Origin of the sequence: Mycobacterium sp. GA-2829 (assembly GCF_001499965.1) — a bacterium.
Taxonomy (GTDB): domain Bacteria; phylum Actinomycetota; class Actinomycetes; order Mycobacteriales; family Mycobacteriaceae; genus Mycobacterium.
The window spans coordinates 144,012-163,991 of sequence record NZ_LQIT01000078.1; the positions used below are offsets into that span (position 1 = coordinate 144,012).

The 19,980-nt window shown below is 68.7% G+C and carries 19 protein-coding genes; 5 read left to right on the forward strand and 14 right to left on the reverse strand.

Annotation, left to right across the window (positions count from 1 at the left end):
* Positions 1–33 precede the first annotated feature (33 nt).
* Entirely contained in the window at positions 34–1,107 is a 1,074-nt protein-coding gene (locus AU194_RS29460; RefSeq protein ID WP_059092775.1) for a phosphotransferase family protein, read from the forward strand.
* Here AU194_RS29460 and AU194_RS29465 read toward each other — a convergent pair.
* The 4 genes from AU194_RS29465 to AU194_RS29480 are packed head-to-tail and all read right to left on the reverse strand — an operon-like array spanning position 1,094 to position 4,489.
* A complete protein-coding gene (locus AU194_RS29465) occupies positions 1,094–1,816 on the reverse strand; it encodes a cobalt-precorrin-6A reductase (RefSeq protein ID WP_059092776.1) in 723 nt (240 codons plus the stop codon). The genes AU194_RS29460 and AU194_RS29465 overlap by 14 nt on opposite strands.
* Positions 1,816–2,568, reverse strand: a complete 753-nt coding sequence (cobM, locus tag AU194_RS29470) for a precorrin-4 C(11)-methyltransferase (RefSeq protein ID WP_059092829.1) — start codon at positions 2,566–2,568, stop codon at positions 1,816–1,818. Before cobM ends, AU194_RS29465 begins: the two co-directional genes overlap by 1 nt.
* Positions 2,565–3,761, reverse strand: coding sequence for a precorrin-6y C5,15-methyltransferase (decarboxylating) subunit CbiE (gene cbiE, locus AU194_RS29475; protein ID WP_369804253.1), 1,197 nt, complete (start codon positions 3,759–3,761; stop codon positions 2,565–2,567). The genes cobM and cbiE overlap by 4 nt, the downstream gene beginning before the upstream one ends.
* Positions 3,740–4,489, reverse strand: a complete 750-nt coding sequence (locus tag AU194_RS29480; protein ID WP_059092777.1) for an SDR family NAD(P)-dependent oxidoreductase — start codon at positions 4,487–4,489, stop codon at positions 3,740–3,742. The genes cbiE and AU194_RS29480 overlap by 22 nt, the downstream gene beginning before the upstream one ends.
* 34 nt (positions 4,490–4,523) lie before the next feature.
* Between AU194_RS29480 and AU194_RS29485 the strand changes: the two genes are divergently transcribed.
* Positions 4,524–4,949 (forward strand): F420-dependent biliverdin reductase, encoded by a 426-nt coding sequence (locus tag AU194_RS29485; protein WP_059092778.1) that lies wholly within the window; start codon positions 4,524–4,526, stop codon positions 4,947–4,949.
* Between the two features lie 64 nt (positions 4,950–5,013).
* On the opposite strand, the gene AU194_RS29490 is transcribed toward AU194_RS29485, so the two are convergent.
* Complete coding sequence (locus tag AU194_RS29490) at positions 5,014–6,156, reverse strand: Xaa-Pro peptidase family protein (RefSeq protein ID WP_059092779.1); 1,143 nt, start codon at positions 6,154–6,156, stop codon at positions 5,014–5,016.
* Positions 6,157–6,181: 25 nt separating this feature from the next.
* Here AU194_RS29490 and AU194_RS29495 point away from each other — a divergent pair, with 25 nt between their 5' ends.
* Both AU194_RS29495 and AU194_RS29500 read left to right on the forward strand, forming a co-directional pair.
* Positions 6,182–7,033 carry a hypothetical protein gene (locus AU194_RS29495; protein WP_059092780.1) on the forward strand — a complete coding sequence of 284 codons (852 nt, stop codon included), beginning with the start codon at positions 6,182–6,184 and terminating at the stop codon, positions 7,031–7,033.
* A complete protein-coding gene (locus AU194_RS29500; protein WP_059092781.1) occupies positions 7,030–7,980 on the forward strand; it encodes a 5'-3' exonuclease in 951 nt (316 codons plus the stop codon). Before AU194_RS29495 ends, AU194_RS29500 begins: the two co-directional genes overlap by 4 nt.
* A 7-nt stretch (positions 7,981–7,987) precedes the next feature.
* Here the strand turns inward: AU194_RS29500 and AU194_RS29505 are convergent, their stop codons facing one another.
* From AU194_RS29505 to AU194_RS32795, 8 genes are all read right to left on the reverse strand, one after another.
* Complete coding sequence (locus AU194_RS29505; protein WP_059092831.1) at positions 7,988–8,776, reverse strand: DUF4333 domain-containing protein; 789 nt, start codon at positions 8,774–8,776, stop codon at positions 7,988–7,990.
* A 41-nt stretch (positions 8,777–8,817) separates the two neighbouring features.
* Complete coding sequence (locus tag AU194_RS29510; RefSeq protein ID WP_059092782.1) at positions 8,818–11,577, reverse strand: RNA helicase; 2,760 nt, start codon at positions 11,575–11,577, stop codon at positions 8,818–8,820.
* Positions 11,561–12,508 (reverse strand): twin-arginine translocase subunit TatC, encoded by a 948-nt coding sequence (tatC, locus tag AU194_RS29515; protein ID WP_059092783.1) that lies wholly within the window; start codon positions 12,506–12,508, stop codon positions 11,561–11,563. Before tatC ends, AU194_RS29510 begins: the two co-directional genes overlap by 17 nt.
* Positions 12,509–12,588: 80 nt before the next feature.
* Positions 12,589–12,828, reverse strand: a complete 240-nt coding sequence (gene tatA / locus AU194_RS29520) for a Sec-independent protein translocase subunit TatA (protein WP_059092784.1) — start codon at positions 12,826–12,828, stop codon at positions 12,589–12,591.
* Positions 12,829–12,857: 29 nt separating this feature from the next.
* Complete coding sequence (locus AU194_RS29525; RefSeq protein WP_059092785.1) at positions 12,858–13,835, reverse strand: YafY family protein; 978 nt, start codon at positions 13,833–13,835, stop codon at positions 12,858–12,860.
* A complete protein-coding gene (locus AU194_RS29530; RefSeq protein WP_059092786.1) occupies positions 13,832–14,812 on the reverse strand; it encodes a YafY family protein in 981 nt (326 codons plus the stop codon). The genes AU194_RS29525 and AU194_RS29530 overlap by 4 nt, the downstream gene beginning before the upstream one ends.
* 652 nt (positions 14,813–15,464) lie before the next feature.
* A complete protein-coding gene (locus AU194_RS32060) occupies positions 15,465–16,610 on the reverse strand; it encodes a hypothetical protein (protein WP_157576590.1) in 1,146 nt (381 codons plus the stop codon).
* A gap of 60 nt (positions 16,611–16,670) precedes the next feature.
* Complete coding sequence (locus tag AU194_RS32795; RefSeq protein WP_231743624.1) at positions 16,671–17,396, reverse strand: secretion protein EccK; 726 nt, start codon at positions 17,394–17,396, stop codon at positions 16,671–16,673.
* Positions 17,397–17,433: 37 nt separating this feature from the next.
* Between AU194_RS32795 and AU194_RS32800 the strand changes: the two genes are divergently transcribed.
* Positions 17,434–17,784, forward strand: a complete 351-nt coding sequence (locus AU194_RS32800; RefSeq protein ID WP_231743625.1) for a hypothetical protein — start codon at positions 17,434–17,436, stop codon at positions 17,782–17,784.
* Positions 17,785–18,964: 1,180 nt separating this feature from the next.
* Here the strand turns inward: AU194_RS32800 and AU194_RS31550 are convergent.
* Positions 18,965–19,921: a hypothetical protein gene (locus AU194_RS31550; RefSeq protein WP_231743626.1), complete on the reverse strand. Its 957-nt coding sequence runs from the start codon at positions 19,919–19,921 to the stop codon at positions 18,965–18,967.
* Positions 19,922–19,980 lie beyond the last annotated feature (59 nt).

Genomic DNA, 19,980 nt, shown 5'->3' on the forward strand with positions numbered 1-19,980 from the left:
GTCACGCGTCACAGCGTGACGAAAGGCGGTGCCGTGCAGGCCCTCATCCCCGGTAAGCCCACCGATGTGACGCCGGAATGGCTCGGCACCGCACTGGCCCGCGACGGCGTTCCGGTCGATGTCGCCGCCGTCGACACCCAACCGATCGGCACCGGTCAGACCGGGGCTACCTACCGGGTGACGGTCCGCTATGCCGACCCGCGACCCGACCTGCCGTCGTCATTCGCGATCAAGCTGCCCGCCCAGGACGACACCGTGCGCGACCGCGTGGCCATCGGCTACCGCTCCGAGCACGCGTTCTACACCAGCTTGGCCACGCAGGTGCGGATCCCGATCCCGCCCTGCTACCACTGCGAGATCGCCGGTGAGGGAGTCGATTTCGTGCTCCTGCTCGGCGATATGGCGCCCGCGGTGCAGGGTGATCAGATCGCCGGGTGCAGCGCCGAGGAGGCCCGGCTGGCGGTCGAGGCGCTGGCCGATCTGCACGGCCCGACGTGGTGCGATCCGCAGTGGGCGGACTTCCCCGGCATCGCGATGCCCAAGCCGGAACCGGCCTCGGCGCAGGGTTTCGGCGAGGTGGCGACGATGGCGGCGGGGATCACGCTCGACCGCCTCGGCGACCGGATGCGTCCCGAGGACCGCGACACCATGAGCGCGGCGATGTCGGTGGTGACGCCGTGGCTGCTCGCCGAACCCGACCGGTTCGCGGTGCTGCACGGCGACTATCGGCTCGACAACATGCTGTTCGATCCCGACCGCAGCCGCATCACGGTGGTGGACTGGCAGACGCTGGGTTCCGGCCTGCCCGCCCGCGACCTGTCGTACTTCACCGCGACCAGCCTGCAACCCGAGACCCGCGCCGCCGCCGAACGCGACCTCGTCGAGGCTTACCATCAGCGGCTGCTCAGCCACGGTGTCACCGGATACGACGCCGAAACCTGTTGGCGGGATTACCGGTTGGGCATGCTGCAGGCGCCGCTGATCACCGTGCTCGGCTGCGCGTTCGCCTCATCGACCGAACGCGGCGACGAGATGATGCTGGTGATGGCCGCCAGGGGATGTCAGGCGATCCGCGAGCTGGGCACCCTCGACCTCATCGGCGCCTGAGCCACGCGACCGCATCCTCGACGGATGTCACGGTGCGCACCCCGGGCGGGAGCGCGGGCCGGTCCACCATGACCACCGGGACGCCCAGCGTCACAGCGGCGTCGAGTTTGGGCCGGGTCATGTCACCACCGCTGTTCTTGGTGACCAGCGCGTCGATGCGGTGTTCGCACAGGACGGCGACTTCGTCGCCGTAGCGGTACGGCCCGCGGGAGAGCAGCAGCTCGTGGTTTTTCGGGAGCGCCTCCCCGTCGGGTGGGGTGACCGCGCGAATGAGGAACCAGGCGTCGCTGTTCCGGAAGGCCGCGACGCCGGTGCGGCCGGTGGTGAGGAACACCCGTCGAAATCCCTGTCGGGCAACGGTTTCGGCGGCGTCGCGGTCCGAGTGGACGACGATCGCGTCGCCGGGATCCCACGCGGGCCGGGCCAGCACCAGATGCGGTATCCCCAGTTGTGCGCACGCCGAGGCGGCGTTGGCGGTGATGGTCGCGGCGAACGGGTGCGTCGCGTCGACGACCGCGTCGACGGGGTTCTCGGTCAGCCAACGGCACAGTCCGTCGACGCCGCCGAAACCGCCGATGCGGACCTGCCCCACCGGCAGCGCGGGGTCGGGCACCCGTCCGGCCAGGGAACTGATCACCTCGACGCCGGGGTGCAGTGCGCGCGCCAGTGCCCGCGCCTCGCCGGTGCCCCCCAGCAACAGGATCCGCATCAGGGCCGTCCGCGCCGTACACGTCCCGCCGAGTACAGGTAGCTCTCGGCGCCGCCCGCGGCCAGCACGTCGCCGACGACGATCACCGCGGTGCGGGTGACGGCGGCGTCGTGCATCTGCGCGGCGATGTCGGCGAGCGTGCCGCGCAGCACGATCTCCTCCGGCCAGCTCGCGAATGCCACGACGGCACAGGGTGTTTCGGGGCGGTAGCCACCGGCGAGCAGTTCGGGCACGATGTTGTCGACCTGCGCGGCGGCCAGGTGCAGCACCAGCGTGGCGCCGGAGGCGGACAGCGTGCGCAGGTCCTCCCCCGGCGGCATCGCCGTCGACAAGGTGGCGACCCGGCTCAGGGTGACCGATTGCGAGACGCCGGGGACGGTGAGTTCGTTACCCAGTGCGGCCGCGGCGGCGGCGAAGGCGGGCACCCCGGGCACCACCTCGTAGTCGATGCCGAGGGCGTCGAGGCGGCGGGTCTGTTCGGCCAGCGCGCTGTAGATCGACGGGTCACCGGAGTGCAGCCGCGCGACGTCCTGACCGGCGGCATGCGCACGGGCGAGTTCGTCGACGATCTGGTCGAGGGTCAGCGGACCGGTGTCGACGATGCGGGCGTCCGGCGGGCACAGCGCGAGCAGGTCCTCGGGCATGATCGACCCGGCGTAGAGGCACACCGGGCAGCGGTTGAGCAGCCGTTGGCCCCGCACCGTGATCAGGTCGGCCGCCCCCGGTCCGGCGCCGATGAAGTAGACGGTCACGGCTTCACCACCACCCACTGGGTCACCGGCATCGCGGGCCGCCACCCGGTGAACGTCCCCACCGGTTCACCGCGGTAGTGCTGATAACGCCGCAACTCTCCACCCATCGTCGAATACCACTGCGTGAGAATCGCTTCGGACTCCGCGGTGACGGCGTTCGCCACGAGCCTGCCACCGGACGGGAGCGCCTCGAAGCACCCTTCCAGCACTCCGGCCACGGTCACCCCGCCGCCGATGAACACCGCCGAAGGGGCGGGCGCACCGCCGAATTCGTTCGGTGCCGCGCCGCGCACGTCGACGTCCACGCCGTGCGCGACGGCGTTGGCGGCGATCCGGGCCCGGCGCGCCTCGTCCCGTTCGAAAGTGACCGCGCGCAGACCTCGTCCGCTGCGGCACCATTCGATCGCGATGCTGCCCGAGCCGCCGCCCACGTCCCACAGCCGTGCGCCCGGGCGCGGGGCCAGCGCGGCGAGTGTGACCGCCCGCATCGACTGTTTGGTGAGTTGACCGTCGTGGGCGTACGCGTCGTCGGGCAGCACCTGGAGTTGGCGCTCGTCAGGGCGGTAGTCGACGGCGACGACGTTGAGCGGGTCGACGTCCTCGGGCGGTTCGGCCGCCCATTCGCGGGCGGTGCGGCTGCTTCTGCGTTCAGCCGGTCCGCCGAGTTGTTCGAGCACCGTGAATGCGGAGTCCCCGCGGCCGGTGTCGGTGAGGAGCCGGGCCAGGGTCGCCGGGGTGGTCTCGTCGCGGGACAGCACGACGGCGCGGCCGCCGCGGCGCACCGCGGTGTGCGCGGGCGCCGTCACCAGGCTGATCACCTCGGTGTCCTGGACCGCCCAGCCGAGGCGCGCGCACGCCAGGGTCACCGACGAGACGTGCGGCAGCACGGTGACCCGGTCGGGGCCGAACACGCGCACCGCGGTACCGCCGATGCCGTGCAGCATCGGGTCGCCGCTGGCCACAATGTGCACGTCGCGGTCGGTGTCGTCGATGGCCTGCAGCGCAGGCAACAGCGGTGACGGCCACTCCCGGCGGTCGGCACGCACGGTGTCGTCGAGCAGGTCGAGTTGCCGGGGCGACCCGTAAATTATGGTGGCGCAGCGTAATTCGTCGGCGGATCGGGGCGCCAACCCCGAAAGGCCGTCGGCGCCGATACCGACCACGACGATCGTCACCGCGGCATCCTGCGCCACACCACCCGCGGCAGCAGCCGCATCACCACCGCCGCTGCGCCCAGCGGGCGTGGGATCCACACCGCGCGCTTACCCGCGGCGAGCGCGCGCACCGTCGCGTCGGCCACCTGAGCCGGCGTGCTCGACATCGGCGCCGGCTCCATCCCCTCGGTCATCCGCCCGATCACGAAGCCCGGCCGCACGAGCAGCAGGTGAACGCCCGACCCGTGCAGCGCGTCGGCCAGCCCATTGGCGAACCCCTCGAGCCCGGCCTTGGCCGACCCGTAGACGTAGTTGGCGCGGCGCACCCGGGCCCCGGCGATCGAGGAGAACACGACCAACGACCCGCGACCGGCAGAGCGCATCGCTGCCGCGAGCACCGTCAGGAGGCTGACCTGGGCGACGTAGTCGGTGTGCACGATCGCCGCGGCGTGCGCCGGGTCGCGTTCGGCGCGGGCCTGGTCGCCGAGGACGCCGAACGCCACGACCGCGATACCGATCGGCCCGTGGTCGGCGACCAGCCTCTCCACCAGCGGCGTATGCGAGGCCAGGTCGTCGGCGTCGAACTCGACGGTGTGCACCGCCGCCGCACCTGCCGACCGCACGGCGGCGACCTCCTGGTCGAGCTGATCGGCGCGGCGTGCGGCCAGCACCACGGTCGCGCCCTTGGCCAGCCGCTTCCCCACCTCGACGCCGATCTCACTGCGACCGCCGAAGATCACCACCGCACCGCTATCCGTGTCCTTCACGGCAGTCAGTATCTCCTGCGCTAGCGTGGGCCTTGTGGCTACATCGGGCCGCAAGGCGACCACCCGGCTGACCAGCGATGCGCTGGCGTTCCTCACCGAGCGTCACCTCGCGATGCTGACCACTCTGCGCTCGGACAACTCGCCGCACGTGGTGGCGGTGGGATTCACGTTCGACCCGAAGACCCACATCGCCCGGGTCATCACTTCCGGCGGCTCGCAGAAGGCGGTCAACGCCGACCAGCGCGGCGTCGCGGTGCTCAGCCAGGTCGACGGCGCCCGGTGGTTGTCGCTGGAGGGCAAGTCGACGGTGAACTCCGACCCCGACGCCGTCCGCGACGCCGAACTGCGCTACGCACAGCGGTATCGCACCCCGCGGGTCAACCCCGAGCGGGTGGTGATCGAGGTGCGCGTCGAGCGGGTGCTCGGCTCCTCGCACCTGCTGGACCGCTCCGGCGACTGATCTTCTGCGCGAGCAGACACAGAATCGGGTGATTCGCGGCCCGATCACGCGAATCTGTGTCTGGTCACGCGGTGGCGGGCGGGCCCGCAGGCACCACGACCAGGTCGTGCGGCTGATGGTTCACCGATTCGACGCCGTCGGCGGTGACCACCACGATGTCCTCGATCCGCGCACCCCACTGCCCCGGGAAGTAGACGCCCGGTTCGACGCTGAACGCCATCCCCGGCTCCAGCGGCAGGGTGTTCCCGGCGACGATGTAGGGCTCCTCGTGCACCGACAGCCCGATGCCGTGGCCGGTGCGGTGCACGAACGCCTCGGCGAGGCCCTCGGCGGCCAGCACGTCGCGCGCGGCGGCGTCGATCTGCTCGGCGGTGGCACCGGGCCGCACCGCCTCGACGGCGGCCTGCTGGGCCCGTTGGAGCACGGCGTAGCGGCGCGCCACCTCGGGGTCGGGTTCGCCGATGCTGTAGGTGCGGGTGCAGTCGGAGTTGTACCCGGGGGCGTACGGACCGCCGATGTCGACGACGACGATGTCCCCGGCGCGCAGTTCGCGGTCAGAGCATTCGTGGTGCGGATCGGCGCCGTGCGGGCCGGAGCCGACGATGATGAACGCCACCTCCGAATGCCCCTCGGCCACAATGGCTTCGGCGATGTCGGCGGCGACGTCGGCCTCGGTGCGGCCGGGGACGAGGAATTCTGGCACCCGGGCGTGCACGCGGTCGATGGCCGCACCGGCCTTGCGTAGTGCGTCGATCTCCGCGGCGTCCTTGAGCATCCGCAACCGGCGCAGCACATCGGTGGCGAGCACCGGCACCTCGCCGAGCACCCCGGCCAGCGGCAGCAGATGCAGCGCGGGCATCGAGTCGGTCACCGCGGTGCGCACCGGCGCACCGCCGAGCGCCTGGGCGACCAGCGCGTACGGATCGTCGCCGTCCACCCAGTCCCGCACCGCGACACCGAGTTCGGGGATCGCGGACTCCTTGAGCGCCGCCAACTCCAGCCGCGGCACCACCACGGTCGGCTCCCCGTCCGCCGGGAGCACTAGCGCAGTCAACCGTTCGAAGGTCTGCGCGCGCGAACCCACCAGGTACCGCAGGTCGTAGCCGGGGGTGATGACGAGGCCGGCCAGGCCGGCGTCACCGGCCGCGGCAGCGGCGGCTGAGAGTCGTCGGGCATAGACATCGGTGTCGAATCGGCTGCCGGTCATGACTTCAAGGCTACTGTTCTAGGCGATGCTCCGAGATATCCGCGACCTGATCGACGACCACGAGGCCTATGCCGACGAACTGCGGCGGCGCTGGGGTGGACTGTTGAGCTACCGCTACATCGGCCGCCTGTACTCCTCGATGGACCCGCGTGCCGTCGACGACACCGTGACGCTACGCAGCGACATGCGAAACCCGACCGGCGGACTCCTGTTGTCGGTGTTGGGGATCGCGGCTCCGGAAAGCGGCCATATGTCTGACCTCGAGGCGGTGCCGAATCCCGTCGTGCACTCGTGTCAGCTGGTGGACCCCGGCCGCGATGTGCGGCGCATCGAGGTGGTTTCCGAGCAGCTCCGACGCGGCAGGCAGATGGGGTACAGCCGGGCCAGGATCGTCGACGCCGACCACCCCGACCGCGTGCTGGCGCTGATCGAGGGTCAGGGCGTCAGCATCGGCACCCCACCGGAGGGTCTGCAGAAGATGGAGGTCGACGCAATCGACGTCGTGGACTCCCCCGACCTGCCGCCACTGTGGCAGGTGTTCGGCGGCCACCGGCGCCCCGACGGGCATTGGGCGCTTCCCGAGCTGTCGATGGAGGTGGCGTCCCCGGACGCGGCGCTGCACATCGGACCGCAGTTCGTCATCTGTGAGACCGCGGCCGCCGACGCCGCGGCCGAGGTGGCAGGCACCGACCGGTTGCAGGGCACGTCGTCGCACGTGATGTTCATGGCCCGCGGCAAGACCGGACCGTTCCGCGCGGACGCCGAGGCCGTGTCGGGCGCCGACGGCGCCGTCGCGGTGCGAATCCTGTTGCACGACGAGGGAAACGACGACCGGCCGATCACCAGCGCCTCTTACGTGTTCGCGAGCCACCGGTGAGCGGCCCACTGCTGTTGCTCGACGGTGCGAGCATGTGGTTCCGCTCCTACTTCGCGCTGCCGTCGTCGATCACCGCGCCCGACGGCCGACCCGTCAACGCCGTACGCGGCTTCCTGGACACAGTCGCGATGCTCATCGACCGCGAGCGGCCGTCGCGGCTGGTGGTGTGCCGCGACGACGACTGGCGGCCGCAGTGGCGCGTCGACCTCATCCCGTCCTACAAGGCGCATCGCGTCGCCGAACCACAGCCCGCCGGAACCGATGTCGAGGAAGTGCCCGACGAGCTCACCCCGCAGGTCGACATGATCATGGCGATGCTCGACGCGTTCGGCATCCCGCACGCCGGGGCGCCCGGCTACGAGGCCGACGACGTACTCGGCACGCTCGCCGCCGCCGAGAAACGCGACCGGGTCATCGTGGTCAGCGGTGACCGGGACATGCTGCAGGTGGTGCGCGACGAACCCGTCGAGGTGCGGGTGCTCTACCTCGGTCGCGGGATGAGCAAGGCGACGCTGTTCGGCCCCGCCGAGGTCGCCGACCAGTACGCGGTGCCGCGCGACCGGGCCGGCGCCGCCTACGCCGAACTGGCGCTGATGCGCGGCGACCCCTCCGACGGACTGCCCGGGGTCCCCGGGGTCGGGGAGAAGACCGCGGCGTCGCTGCTGGCGCAGTTCGGCTCGCTGGAGGCGATCGTCGCCGCGGCCCAGGATCCGAAGTCGAAGATGTCGAAGGCCTACCGCAAGAAGGTGCTCGCCGCCGCCAACTACATCGAGGCCGCCGAACCCGTCGTCCGCGTCGCGACCGACGCCCCGATCAGCATGTCGACTTCGACCGACGAGTTACCGCTGGCCGCAGTGCATCCCCGCAAGGTCGCCCAGTTGGCGGGCGACCTCGGCGTCACCTCGTCGGTCGGCCGACTGCAGAAGGCGCTCGACTCCCTCGACTAGCGGAAGACTAGCGGGGGCGGCCGACCTCGTAGGTGCCGTCGTCGTCCTGGAAGGTCACGGTCACTTCACGTTTCGTGCCGTCGATGCTGACCTCGCAGTCGAACGTGGCGCCCTTCTTGACCTCGGGGCTCTCCCCGTTGTTGCACGTGACGTCGCGGACGTTCTTGGCGCCGTAGCCGTTCGACTCGTCGGTGAGGATCTGCTGCACACCGGACTGGGCGGCGTTGACGTCGAGCTTCGTCGTCACGAAGAAGCCGGGCTTCCAGAATCCGAGTACGAGCACCACGGCAACGACCACCAGGACGAGAGCGCCGATGACGCCGCCGATCACGGCCATCGAGCGCTTGGAGCCGTCTTCGCCACCGGGCGGCGGGAACTGCCCGTACTGACCGGTCTGCTGGCCGAACTGACCCGGCTGGCCGGGCTGCCCATATTGGGGTTGCTGGCCGAACTGCCCCGGCTGACCGTACTGGGGTTGCTGACCGTACTGCGGCTGGCCGTATTGCGGCTGACCGTACTGGGGTTGGCCGTACTGGGGCTGCCCGTACTGCTCGGTCGGCGGGTACGGCTGGTACTGCGGCTGTTGGCCGGTCGGCTGCTGGTACTGCGGATACTGCTGCGGCGTGTACGCCGGCGGCTGCTGCCACTGCGGGGTCTCGGTGGTGCCCTGTTCACCGCCCTGTCCGGGCGACTGCCACTGGGTGTTCGACGGGTCGCCGGCCGACTGATCCTGGCCCGCGTCCGGCTGCTGACCGGTCCACGGCTGGTTCGGATCAGGTCCCTGCGGTCCGCTCATCGTCTCTCCTTGATCCTCGCTCGTCTCGCTGGCCACACACACTACCCCGCATCAACTGCCACGACGCCGCGTCGAATGTCGTTGATTGCGCGTTTCGCGCTGGTGCGCAAGGCGGGGGTCGGCGCGGCGTTGCGGACCTGGTCGAGCAGGTCGAGCACCTGCCTGCACCACCGCACGAAATCACCTGCGGACAGCGGGGACCCGCCCCCGGAGTAGTCCGAAGCGGCCAGCGCGGTGGTCAGGTCCCCGGTCGTCGCCCACCGGTAGATCGCGGTGACGAAACCCTCGTCGGGCTCCCGGCCGGGGCTCAGCCGGTGGCGTTGCTCGTCGGAGCGCAGCTCGGCCGACAGCCGGCGGGTCTGGTTGAGCGCACGGCGCACCTTGCCCGTCGGCGCCTCGTAACCCGATGGCAGACCGGGCGTGTCGCCACGCGATTCGAACAGCACCGACGACAGCACCGCGGCCAGCTCGGCGGCGTCGAGCCCCTCCCAGGTGCCGGCGCGCAGGCATTCGGCGACCAGCAGATCGCTCTCGCTGTAGATGCGGGCCAGCAGCCTGCCGTCGTCGGTGACCTTCGGATCGTCACCGGTGGTGTCGATGAATCCGCGCTCGCCGAGCAGCACGACGATGCGGTCGAAGGTGCGGGCCAACGAGTTGGTGGCCGCGGCGACCTTCTTCTGGATCTGCGCGTTGTCCCGTTCGATGCGCAGGTACCGCTCGGCGATGCGCACCTTGTCCTCGCGGTCGGGCAGATGGTGTGCGGGGTGGCGGCGCATCGTTTCGCGCAGCGAAATGAGCTCCGGATCGATGTCGTCGTCGTGCTGGGCGCCCTTGCGCTTCCCGCGCGCCTCCGGCATGACCAGCCCGGCGGCCGCCGACAGCAGCGCCGAGGCCAGGTCGCGGCGCACCCGCGGATTGCGGTGCTCGACGCGTTTGGGCAGCGTCATGGTGCCGACGCGCGGGGTCGCGCCGCTGTAGTCGGCCGACGAGATGCGGCCGGCCCAGCGGTGTTCGGTCAGCACCAGCGGCCGGGGGTCCTCGGAGTCGCGGGCGGATTCGAGGACGACCGCCAATCCGCCGCGCCGGCCGTTGGTGATCGTGATGATGTCGCCGCGGCGCAATGCGCTGAGCGCGTCGTTGGCCGCCGCACGGCGCTGCAGGCGCGACGAACGCGATTGCGCGCGTTCGCGTTCGGAGATCTTCGCCCGCAGCCGCACGTAGTCGAGGACCGGCGCGTCCCGGCCGCCGAGTTCGGCGGCGATCCCGTCGAGCATGCGTTCGCCGCGTTCGACACCGCGGCGCAACCCCACCACCGAGCGGTCGGCCTGGTACTGGGCGAACGACTGCTCGAGCAGTTGACGGGCCTGCGCAGGCCCCATCTGGGAGACAAGGTTGATGGTCATGTTGTACGACGGTGCGAACGAACTGCGCAGCGGGAACGTGCGTGTCGATGCAAGGCCGGCCACCTCGACCGGCTCCACATCGGGGGTCCACAGCACGACGGCGTGGCCCTCGACGTCGATACCCCGGCGGCCGGCCCGGCCGGTCAGCTGGGTGTACTCCCCCGGCGTCAGCGGCATGTGCTGCTCGCCGTTGAACTTGACGAGCTTCTCGAGCACCACGGTGCGGGCGGGCATGTTGATGCCCAACGCCAGTGTCTCGGTGGCGAACACGGCTTTGACGAGGCCCGCGGTGAACAGTTCCTCGACGGTGTGGCGGAAGACCGGCAGCATGCCGGCGTGGTGGGCGGCCAGACCGCGCAGCAGGCCCTCGCGCCACTCGTGGTAGTCGAGCACGATCAGGTCGTCCTCGGCGAGGTCGGCGCAGCGCCGGTCGATGATCTCGGCGATCTGTTTGCGTTCCTCGTAGGACGTCAGTCGCAGCGGGGAGCGCAGGCATTGTTTGACCGCGGCGTCGCAGCCGGCGCGGGAGAACACGAACGTGATGGCGGGCAGCAGACCCTCGCGGTCCAGCGCGGCGATCACGTCGGGCCGGGCGGGCGGGCGATAGATGGTCGGGCGGCTGCGGTGGGTGTTGCGGCCCCGGCCGCGGGGCTGCCAATCGGCCAGCCGGTCGGCTTCGCGGCGGTGGGTGATGTGGCGCAGCAGTTCCGGGTCGACGACGAGTTCCTTGCCGCTGCGGCGCGACGGGTTCTGCGCCCGGTAGTCGAACAGATCGAACAGCCGTTTGCCGACCAGCACATGCTGCCACAGCGGCACCGGTCGGTGCTCGTCGACCACCACGGTCGTGTCGCCGCGGACGGTCTGGATCCAGCCGCCGAACTCCTCGGCGTTGCTCACCGTCGCCGACAGGCTGACCAGCCGCACCTCGTCGGGCAGGTGCAGGATGACCTCTTCCCACACCGCGCCGCGCATCCGGTCGGCCAGGAAATGCACCTCGTCCATCACCACGTACGAGAGCCCGTGCAACGCGGGTGAATTCGCGTACAGCATGTTGCGCAGCACTTCGGTGGTCATCACGACGATGTCGGCGTCACCGTTGATGGACTGGTCACCGGTGAGCAACCCGATCTTGTCCGCCCCGTACCGGCGGACCAGGTCGGCGTGCTTCTGATTACTGAGCGCCTTGATGGGCGTGGTGTAGAAGCACTTGCCGCCCGCGGCCAGCGCCAGATGGACGGCGAACTCGCCGACGACGGTCTTACCGGCGCCGGTGGGTGCGCAGACCAGGACGCCGTGGCCGGTCTCCAGCGCTTCGCACGCGCGGATCTGGAACGGGTCGAGCGCGAACGGCATCCCCGCCGCGAAGGCGGCGAGTTGCGTCTCAGGTGGATTCGTCATGAATGGTGCGCGACGGTGTCGACACCGCGCTCGGCGGTTCGATGGGTTCGACGTCGCCGATCGGCGCGGCTTCGTCCTCGGGAACGGTCTCGGCCGCCTCCCGCTTGGCTTTGCGCTTGTCGTGGATGCGGCCGATCTGGATCGCGAATTCGAGCAGCACGGTCAGCGCGCACGCCAGCGCGAGCATCGAGAACGGGTCGGAGCCGGGGGTGAAGAAGGCCGCGAACACGAACAGCGCGAAGATCAGGCCACGTCGCCACGCCTTGAGACGTTCGTAGGGCAGCATGCCGATGAAGTTCAGCATCACGATCAGCAGCGGGAACTCGAAGCTGAACCCGAACACCAGCAGCAGGTTGATCAGGAAGCCGAAGTACTGGTCGCCGGACAGCGCGGTGACCTGGACGTCGCTGCCGACGGTCAGCAGGAAGCTCAACGCCTTGGCGAGCACGACGTACGCCAGGACGGCGCCGCTGATGAACAGCACCGCGCCGAAGGTCACGAACGCCATCGCGAACCGGCGTTCGTTGCGGTAGAGGCCCGGGGTGATGAACGCCCACATCTGATAGAGCCACACCGGGCAGGCCAGCACGATGCCAGCCATCAGCGCGACCTTCAACCGCAGCATGAACTGGTCGAACGGTGCGGTGGCCAGTAGGCGGCACTGCCCGTCGTCGGTGATCGACGCGCGCGCGTAGTCGGGCAGCGCGCAGTACGGGCCGCGCAGCCATTCGCCCAGGCTGTGGAAGCCGAAGATGCCGTGGCTGTACCAGAAGAACCCGAGGATGGTCGTCAGCACGACGGCTGCGGCCGCGATGAGCAGGCGGTTACGCAGTTCGTGAAGGTGCTCGACCAACGACATGGTGCCGTCGGGGTTGACTCGGGCGCGGCGTTGACGCGGGTTGAGTCTCTTGATGAAACCGGGGGTTTGCACGTGTGGTTGCTGCCTAGGGGCCGCCGACGGACGCCGCCTGACGACGCGGCGTCAGGCCGCGTGGGACAGAGAGCGTGGGGTCAGGCCGACCGTTTGTCGGTGTGCTCGGCCGTCGGGTTGGCGGTGTCGACGCGCTCGGACGCGATGGGCGTGGCGGACGGATTGTCTTTGCCCTCCGCCTGCATCTCCTTGATCTCCGATTTGAAGATCCGCATGGACTTGCCGAGCGAACGCGCAGCATCCGGCAGTTTCTTGGCGCCGAACAGCAGCACGAACACCGCAATGACGATTACCCAGTGCCAGGGTTGTAGACCGCCCAATGTGCACCTCCTCGAAGTCGTCGCCGAGTCTACCCGGCGATGTCGTCGTTCTCGTAGGCGAGAAGCGCCGCGGCGGCGGATTCGCGCACTTTGTCGGCCAGGGCCTGCGGTTCCAGCACCCGGACCGCGGAGCCGAAGCCGAGGACGAAGCGGGCCATCCAGGCGTCGGAGGCGTAGGTCATGGTGGCCTCGCAGGCGCCGTCGTCCAGCTCCCGCACGTCGCGCAGCGGGTAGTAGTCGAACATCCACGACGCGGAGCGGTCGATGAGCAGGGTGGCCGCGGGCAGCGCGGGGTCGGCGTCGAACAGCGAGGTGTCGGGGCCGGCCTGGACCGCGGGCGGCGGCGGGGCGGCGGGTTCGTCGAGGACGCGGGCGTCGACGATGCGGTCGAAGCGGAACAGCCGCACGCCCTCGGCCGAGCGGCACCACGCCTCGAGGTAGGTGTGGTCGGCGACCAGGACCACGCGGATGGGGTCGACGATGCGGCTGGTCAGCGCGTCGTGGGAGGCAGAGTAGTACTCGATCATCAGGGCGCGGGCGTCGCGCACCGCGGTGCGGACGGCGGCGGCGGCCTCGGTCTCGGACGGGGCGGGTTCGTCGACGGCGGTCACGGTGTCGCCGAGGTCGTGGCCCGCGGCGCCGGCGGCCTGCTCGATCTTGGCGATGGCGCTGCGGGCGGCTTCGGGGTCGACCATGCCGGGCACGTCGACGAGGGCGCGCAGGGCGACGAGCACGCCGGTGGCCTCGGGTGACGTCAGGCGCAGCGGGTGGTCGATGCCTGCGGAGAAGGTGACCTCGATGGTGTCGCCGGAGAACTCGAAATCGATGAGGTCGCCGGGGCCGTAGCCGGGCAGCCCGCACATCCACAGCTGGTTGAGGTCATCCTGCAGCTGTTTGACGGTGACGCCGAGGTCGGAGGCGGCTTCGGTGTAGGTGATCCGCGGGTTGGCCTGGAAGTACGGGACCATGTTGAGCAGCCGGACCAGCCGGGTGGAGACGGCGCTCATGCGGTGGCCTGCGCTGTGAGGCGGGCGACGACGTCGTCGCGCAGGGACTGCGGTTCGAGGGCGACGGCGTCGGCGCCGTAGCTGGCGACCTCGCGGGCCAGTTGGTCGAACATGCCGATCTCGAGGGTGATGACCTCGCCGGGGCGGCCGCCGAGGGTCATCGGGCCTTCGACAGTGGCTTGGCGGCGCAGGGCGGTGGCGCGGCCGTCGGCGACCCAGACGCGGGCCTTGGTGCCGGTGGGCCATTCGGCGACGGCGCGGCGGACGACGTCGCGCAGGTCGATGTCGTCGGGTTTGTGGACGGCGCCGGGCGGGCCGACGGTGGTGACGTCGTCGGCGATGCGGGACAGGCGGAAGGTGCGGGTGGCGTCGCGGTCGCGGTCGTGGCCGACGAGGTACCAGCGGCCGCGGTGGGTGACGACGCCCCACGGTTCGACGGTGCGGGTGGTGTAGGGCTCGGAGCGGGCGGGGCGGTGGCCGAACCGGACGGCGTAGCCGTCGTCGATGGCCCGGAGGAGGCTGCGGAGGACTTCCTCGGAGCCGCGCACGCCGGGCAGGGTGGCGGTGGAGATCGCGACGCTTTCGGCGGGGTCGACGTCGACGCCGGCGGCGCGGAGTTTGAGCAGGGCGCCCTGGGTGGCGGTGATGAGTTCGGGTGACTCCCAGAGTTGGGTGGCGACGGCGACGGCGGCGGCCTCGTCGGCGGTGAGTTCGACGGCGGGCAGGGCGTAGGCGTCGCGGTTGATGCGGTAGCCCTCGGTGGGATCGAACTGGGAGACGCGGCCGGTCTCGAGCGGGATGCCGAGGTCGCGCAGTTCGTTCTTGTCGCGTTCGAACATGCGGGAGAACGCTTCGTCGGTGGGGCTGTCGGCGTAGCCGGCGACGACCTGCCGGATGCGCTCGGCGGTGATGAAGGTGCGCGTCGAGAGCAGCGCGATGACCAGGTTCATCAGCCGTTCGACTTTGGAGGTCGCCACTTGTACGAGCTTAGGGCGTCGGGGGGTGGGTCAGGCTCGGCGACGCGGCGGTTCCTGCTCGGCGCGGGGTTGTCGCGGTTTCGCGAGACTGAAGCTGCGCAGCGGAAGTACGAGAGCGCGCCTGCGCCAGTTCCGTCTCGCGGTTCGGTTCGCCAGCGGGGGCGGGTAAGGGAGTTGCTCCCGCGACGCTAGGCCCCGGACCTACATCAGGGTCGTGAATCGAGTCCCGGAGCCGCGGATCACAGCCCTGGTGTAGGTCCGGCACGCAAGGCAGAAGTCGCAGAGTCTTCAGCCGCAGCTCGCGTCGAGTTCTACCTCAGGGTCGTCTGGGCGTCGGTTCTGCGACCCTGGTGTAGAACTCGACGCACAGCTACTGCTTGACGACGATGGCGTCGCTGCTCATGACGCTGATGTGCTGCCCAGTACACCCAGTCGGCAACGGCCACCCGCAATTGTTCTTGAATCATCACGAAGGACCTGCGAGGACTATCCGACCTCGCCCCGTTGAACAGCGGTGAGCGGTGGCCTTCTCAAGTCTGGCTTGCACTCCACAGCAGGTTGGAGTCGTCGCGCAGCCTCGGCCTGAGACACTGTCCGTCAATCCCCCGCCACGCGCCGGTCTGTTCGACTCAACAGCGCAGGCTGCCGGACATCAGTGTGAGGCTTCGCAAGCGAAGCTCACCGTCTTGACTAAATTCGACGCAGTCTCGGCAAGGTAGTTGTCAGAAACCGTGTACGAGGGAATACCTTGGGCGAAGCCTCGCCGGTACTGCGATGCCAGTACTGCGAAGTCCTCAAGGACCGAGTTTCCGCTGTGGCGCCCCAAAGCCTCCAGGTTCTCTGCGTTTTTATTCATCACCGGAATGGCATTTTCATTGATCGTCCGCTCCTTAGGAGACCAATCGCTCGCATCGATATTCGGGTTCAGCGCTCGCCATTCTGCCGTATCCGCATCAAACTTCATTGCCGCATGCTCCCACTCCGCGCATACGGAATTCGGGGTCCGCATGAATTGTTCATTCGCGTTGAGCTTCGCTGGCGCGACAGCGGTCGGCCGTTCCGATTGCTTTAGCAGCGGTTCGACAGCGGAGGCGCTTTGGCTGTTGATCGCACCACAAATATTGCTGACCGAGTTTCCGGATTCCGTGACGACCGTAGACAAGCTATCGTCAGCGCTGTTGTATCGCGGGATACTTGCGCTGAAAGACTTCGCGTAAGCAGCGAACTGCTCATACAGTTCACGCATCACTCGATGAGGCGTTTGGAAACTAAGTTTCACAGCATCGTCCGCCGCAGATGTGAGCGCCTTCCCCATAGCGTCGTACGTGCCGCGTATCTCGGTGTTCCAGTCGGTGGCTGGGATGCTCTTGTCTCGCCTTTCCCAGCCGGAGTGTTCGATTACTCGCCCGAGTTCTCGCGCCACATTCCCCCACGCATCACACGTCGGGTCCTCGGTGATGATGTTGACCGGCCCAATGTCGTTGGCGCTCGCGAACTCGGACGCCTGCCCATCCCCCGGCTCCGTCGGCGAACTCCCGCTCGACCCATCCCGCGTCACCAAGATCGTCACCGTCACCGACAACGCGACCACCAGCAACACGATCACCCCACCGAGGACCCACTTCCCCTTGCCGCCCTTCTGCGGCGGAGGCCCCGGCGGCGGACCATCCCACTGCGGTTGCTGCGGCGGCGGACCCCACGGCGGCGGCCCAGTGAACTGCCCCTCCCCAGCACCTTGCGGTGGCCGACCACCCCACTGCGGCTGCCCGCTATCAGGATTCGGCAGATACGAACTCAATGACGCTCCCCAGATCGCTTGGCCCGCTCAGTTTTTTGAATTTTCCGCCGGATCCTTCGGCTATTGCTTGACGACGATGGCGTCGCTGCTCACCACACTGATGTGCTGCCAATAGACCCAATCGGCGATGGCCGCCCGCTGCGTCTCGGCATCCGCCGCCGTCTGGGCTTTGTGTAGGGCCAATTCCTGGGCGTGGTTGGCGTAAGCCACCATCGCTTCGAGGTGGGCTGCGCCCCGATCCGCCGCGGTGCTCATCAACGGCTTCATCACGTCGAACCACAGCATCATCGAATTGTCCACTGGCGGAGTGGTATCCGCGGGGGCAGGCGGCAGCAGGTCGACGAGCATCGCGTCGGCGACGGAGTCCAGTTGGCGCGCAGCTCCCGGAGCGATGATCTCCAGACGTGACCGGCCGGCCATGTCGCCGCGCTCCGGGATGTCATCGGGGTTGAGGATGACACGGGCCGCGCCCGGGTCGAAGCCGTCGAACTGTTCGGCTGTGGCGACCACGGCGCGCAAGGGCATGTCGTGGTGCTGGGCCCAGCCATGCAACGCCAGCATCGGGAAGGTCGCCCACTTGGCGCGCTCTTCGACGGGGATCGACTCGTCAGCACTGACCATCTTCACGCTGTCGGGCAGCTTCACGCCCTCGGGGACATAGCCGATGCCGTAGCTGTTGGCCACGAGGATGGTGCCGTCCTTGGTGACACCTGTCGCCCAGAAGAAGCCGAAATCCATTGACTCGACGGCATTCAGCGCGGCAGCAACGCGACGAGCGAGCTGCACGGGATCACCCGCCGACTGCCGACGCATCGAGCCCGCGATGGCGTCGCGCTCTGCACGCGCCGCCGAAACCGGTACCGGAGCCGGAGCGCCCACTACCGAGCCAGCGCTCGAGGGCGGAGCGGCGACCGGAGGCGGCGCCGCAGACGCAGGCACGACCGGAGCGGCGGGCGACGGGGTTGGCGGCGGACCCAACGGCATCGGCGGCGGTGGCATCGCCGGTCCGCCGGACATCGGCATACCGCCGGCAGTGGCTGGCGGAGGGGCGACGGGCGCGACCGGCGTGTGCGCGGCACTGCTGGTCATCGGGTTGGACGGAGCAGCCGAGGCCGCCGGTGGCGGGACGTCGGCTGGCGCCGCGGGCGCTGCGATCGGCGCCGATGCGGGTTGAGTCGGCGGGTTGAAGTTCGACAAAGTGTCAGCGAGCGTCGGGGGCTGATACTGCGGCTGACCACCGGAGCCTGACGACGGACCCGACGCACCTTTAGATGGGTCGACGCTTGGGTGATCGCTCACGGAGGACGCTCCGTCTGAGGGCGAACCGTGCCACGATCCGCTGTCCGGCGATCCTCCGCTGCTACTGCCGGACGCTACCCCCCCTCCGCTTGATCCCGCGATGCCCGCAGGGGACGTCGACGGAGCGTTAGCACCGCCGGGCAGCGATGGATTCGAAATTGCAGTTGACGGCGGTGTGCCTGCGCCTGCCGACGGATGCGCTCGGGGCGGAATTCCGCTCGAGGGAGCAGGCCTGTGCGGTGGCGCTGACGCTTGAACAATCGGCTGACTGTTTGCCCCTACGCTCGGCTCCCGGGCCGAAGCTACTTCGGGCGGAGCGGGCGTCTCTGGTGCACCGTGTATGAACTGACTCGTCTTGCTTACCACCGGCGTAGGCGGCGTAACGGCAGGAGTTTCTCGCTGAGCCCTCCCATTGGAGACAATCTCGGTCTTGCCGGTGCCGACGGCCGGAGCAAAGGTCGCGAGAGGCCTATCGGTCGCTTCACCGGCCTTTGTGCCATCGCCCTCACCGGGAGTTCCGTCAGTTTCGTCGGGGAAAGGCCGTTCGGGTATTCCGCGGTCTCCTCCCCAACGCTCCGCCATATCGCCAACTAGGTTGAAATTTTTGATGTACTCGTCATTGACATATGAGTGAATCTCGCCAATAGCGTCCCGCCCTTCGGCAGCGGCTTGCCGCTCTCGCTCACTAATTTCGCCTTGAGCGAGACGGACGTTCTTGCGGATCGCGTCTTTGGTATTGCCGATGTCTTCTGCCGCAAGCCGTGCCGAGTCGATCGCGGCGGCGTACTGCTGGCCGTGTGTGACCATATGTTGTCCATGGTCCGACACTTTCGCATCAGCTTTTCCAGCAGCTGTTCCCGTCCACACAGTTGGGCCGTTGAAAATCAAGGCCTGACTTTCGGACCACCCGCTCTTCGCGCCTTCGAGCGCCGCCTTGCCCTGCGACAGATCAGCTGCGCGATTCGTGAAGAGAGATTCATCAGTTTCCGGCCACGCACCCGCACCAGTCATCTCAGCCGCATACGGCCCCGACGGCCTCCCCGCCGCTCCCCCGATCACCCGACGCCCTCACACGCAACCAATACGGTATTCGTTAGATATGTCGCGCTGGCTGAGAGGTAATTGTCGACGCTTTTGTACGCCGGAACGGATTCAACGTACGCTCGCCAGTACTGAGCCGCCAAAAAGGCAAAATCTTCGAAAACCGGCTCGCCACTGTCGGCGCCAAGCCGTTGAAGTGTATCCGCGAGTGCCGACATGCGCGGGGTCGCAGACTCAACTGCGGCGCGTTCGGCCGGCGTCCACTCACTGGCTGACTTCTGAGTGTCGACCCGTCGCCATTCATCGTTCTCGTCAGCGAACTTCAGCGCGGCTGACTCCCACTCGTCACACGACGGATTAGACGACTGAAGGAATACCGTTGACGCAGCCCCGAGCTCGGGCGGCGAGCCCTCGGACGGAGGAGGCAGATCTGGAAGTAAAGGCGCATAAGCCGACGCCGCGGCGTACGAAGCGGCGGAACAAATGGTTGACAGCCCGGACGCGAGGTTTTCAACTACGACTGCGAATCGATTGTCCTCTGGCTCATAGTTAGGGAGCGAATCGGTAAAGGAGGTGCTGTACGCGACAAATTGTTGATACAATTCCCGCATTACTCGATGGGGAGTATTTCTTACCAACTTAAGTGCTCTTTCCGCGGCGCTGGTGAACGCCGCGCCAGCGCCTTCAAACTGTCGGCGCTGTTCGGGGCTCCACATGGTTACCGGGACCGAGTCGTCCCGATTCACCCAATCGAGCCCAGCGGTCGTATCTGATAGCTCCCGGGAGATAAGCCCCCACGCATCACACGTCGGGTCCTCGGTGATGATGTTGACCGGCCCGGTGTCGTCGGCACTCGCGAACTCCGACGCCTGCCCATCCCCCGGCTCCGTCGGCGAACTCCCACTCGACCCATCCCGCGTCACCAAGATCGTCACCGTCACCGCCAGCGCGACCACCAGCAACACGATCACGCCGCCGAGAATCCACTTCCCCTTACCGCCCTTCTGCGGCGGCGGTCCCGGAGGCGGAC

Bases quoted from the DNA above. Each gene is read 5' to 3' on its own strand.
- AU194_RS29495 (WP_059092780.1), top strand. From the start codon at position 6,182: ATGCTCCGAGATATCCGCGACCTGATCGACGACCACGAGGCCTATGCC.
- AU194_RS29465 (WP_059092776.1), bottom strand. From the start codon at position 1,816: ATGCGGATCCTGTTGCTGGGGGGCACCGGCGAGGCGCGGGCACTGGCG.
- AU194_RS29490 (WP_059092779.1), bottom strand. From the start codon at position 6,156: ATGACCGGCAGCCGATTCGACACCGATGTCTATGCCCGACGACTCTCA.
- AU194_RS29525 (WP_059092785.1), bottom strand. From the start codon at position 13,835: ATGAGCGCCGTCTCCACCCGGCTGGTCCGGCTGCTCAACATGGTCCCG.
- AU194_RS32800 (WP_231743625.1), top strand. From the start codon at position 17,434: ATGGCGTCGCGCTCTGCACGCGCCGCCGAAACCGGTACCGGAGCCGGA.
- AU194_RS29510 (WP_059092782.1), bottom strand. From the start codon at position 11,577: ATGACGAATCCACCTGAGACGCAACTCGCCGCCTTCGCGGCGGGGATG.
- AU194_RS29505 (WP_059092831.1), bottom strand. From the start codon at position 8,776: ATGAGCGGACCGCAGGGACCTGATCCGAACCAGCCGTGGACCGGTCAG.